The 1,348-nt window shown below is 39.5% G+C and carries 1 protein-coding gene and 1 pseudogene; both read right to left on the reverse strand.

Features of this window, described 5'->3' with window-relative positions; translation table 11 throughout:
* Positions 1-59: 59 nt before the first annotated feature.
* On the reverse strand, positions 60-830 hold the full coding sequence (trmB, locus tag HMPREF2983_RS06300; RefSeq protein ID WP_018919534.1) for a tRNA (guanosine(46)-N7)-methyltransferase TrmB: 771 nt from the start codon (positions 828-830) through the stop codon (positions 60-62).
* A 192-nt stretch (positions 831-1,022) separates the two neighbouring features.
* Positions 1,023-1,316, reverse strand: a pseudogene (locus tag HMPREF2983_RS06305) (DUF975 family protein); the annotation flags it as partial.
* Positions 1,317-1,348 lie beyond the last annotated feature (32 nt).

Consider the following 1,348-nt stretch of genomic DNA (forward strand, 5'->3'; position numbering starts at 1 on the left):
AAGTTTAATTTATAATAGTGTTGCGGAATTAAGGAATACTACAAATAATTTAGTTTTTTTTATTTACTGACTTTTAAGCTACTCCGTTTCGGGCGGTGATAGCTGCGATAATCATCCAAAGGAATATCAACTTCGGGCTCAACAAGTTCACCCTGCTGTGGAAGAAGGAATTTCATATAACGGATATTGAGTCCTCTCTCAATCCACATGCTTTCATAATAGGTCTGAATAGACAATATCTTATGTGTTTCTTCATCTAATCCTTCCGTATGATAAAGGTCTTCTGTCGAGAAAACCACAGGCAACTTATTCTCCTTCACCATGCAAGTGGTATAGGTAAAGAGGAAGTTTGAGTCGGTTTTCAGATGCACAATACCACCGTCAACAAGGAACTTACGATAGCGATTGAGGAAGAATGTGCTCGTCAGACGCTTGTGAGCATTCTTCATCTGAGGGTCACTGAAAGTAAGCCATATCTCTTGAACCTCACTTTCTGCAAAGAAACGGTCGATGATTTCGATATTCGTGCGCAGGAAAGCCACATTCTTCAATCCCGCTTCTAAGGCCTGTTTTGCTCCCGTCCACATACGAGCACCCTTGATATCAACGCCGATAAAGTTCATTTCTGGATAGAGACGCGCCAACTCTACCGTATATTCTCCTTTGCCACAACCCAATTCCAACACGACAGGATGATTGTTTTTGAAATATTGCTCACGCCAATGTCCTTTCATTTCAAACGGGACATTGTCGACAACTGAAAACGGATACTGGAAGACATTGCTGAATGTCTCCATCTCGGCAAACTTAGCTAACTTTCCTTTTCCCATAGAATGAATTTATTGCAAAGGTACAAGGAAAGTATGATATACACAACTTTCAGAGGCATTATCCAAAAGAATACAACCAAATCAAATTGAAAACATGAAACCAAATGCCAAAGAAAATGGGCACCAAACCCTGAAATCCTTTCATAAACGAAAGGTTTCAACGTTTGATACCCACAAAAAGAATATCTTCGTTTAAGCCTCTTTCACTTCTACTGAAGCCTTCTTCAAGTCCTCATAGAAGTTAACACGAGCCATGTTCATATAGGGAGCAAGCCACAAAAAGCCTATACCGCAAGTCAAGAATGAAAGTAAAGCCCAACCGATGAAACTCAAATCAAGCAAGAAAAGCTCAAGTTTGTGGCCATTCATTATGCGCATACTCTCCTCAATAGCAGCGTTGTTCTTCATCTCTGGATTATCTTTCAAGATGTAAGGTGTCATTGCATACGAATAAGACTTAATGAAACCAGGAATAATTAACAGTAGGTAGTTTCAACTACCAAATGCGAATTTACTTA

The sequence above is a fragment of the Prevotella sp. HMSC077E09 genome, assembly GCF_001814685.1.
In the GTDB taxonomy this organism is placed as follows: Bacteria; Bacteroidota; Bacteroidia; order Bacteroidales; family Bacteroidaceae; genus Prevotella; species Prevotella oris.

Excerpts from the sequence above, each read along its gene's own strand:
- trmB (WP_018919534.1), bottom strand. The coding sequence starts at position 830 with ATGGGAAAAGGAAAGTTAGCTAAGTTTGCCGAGATGGAGACATTCAGC.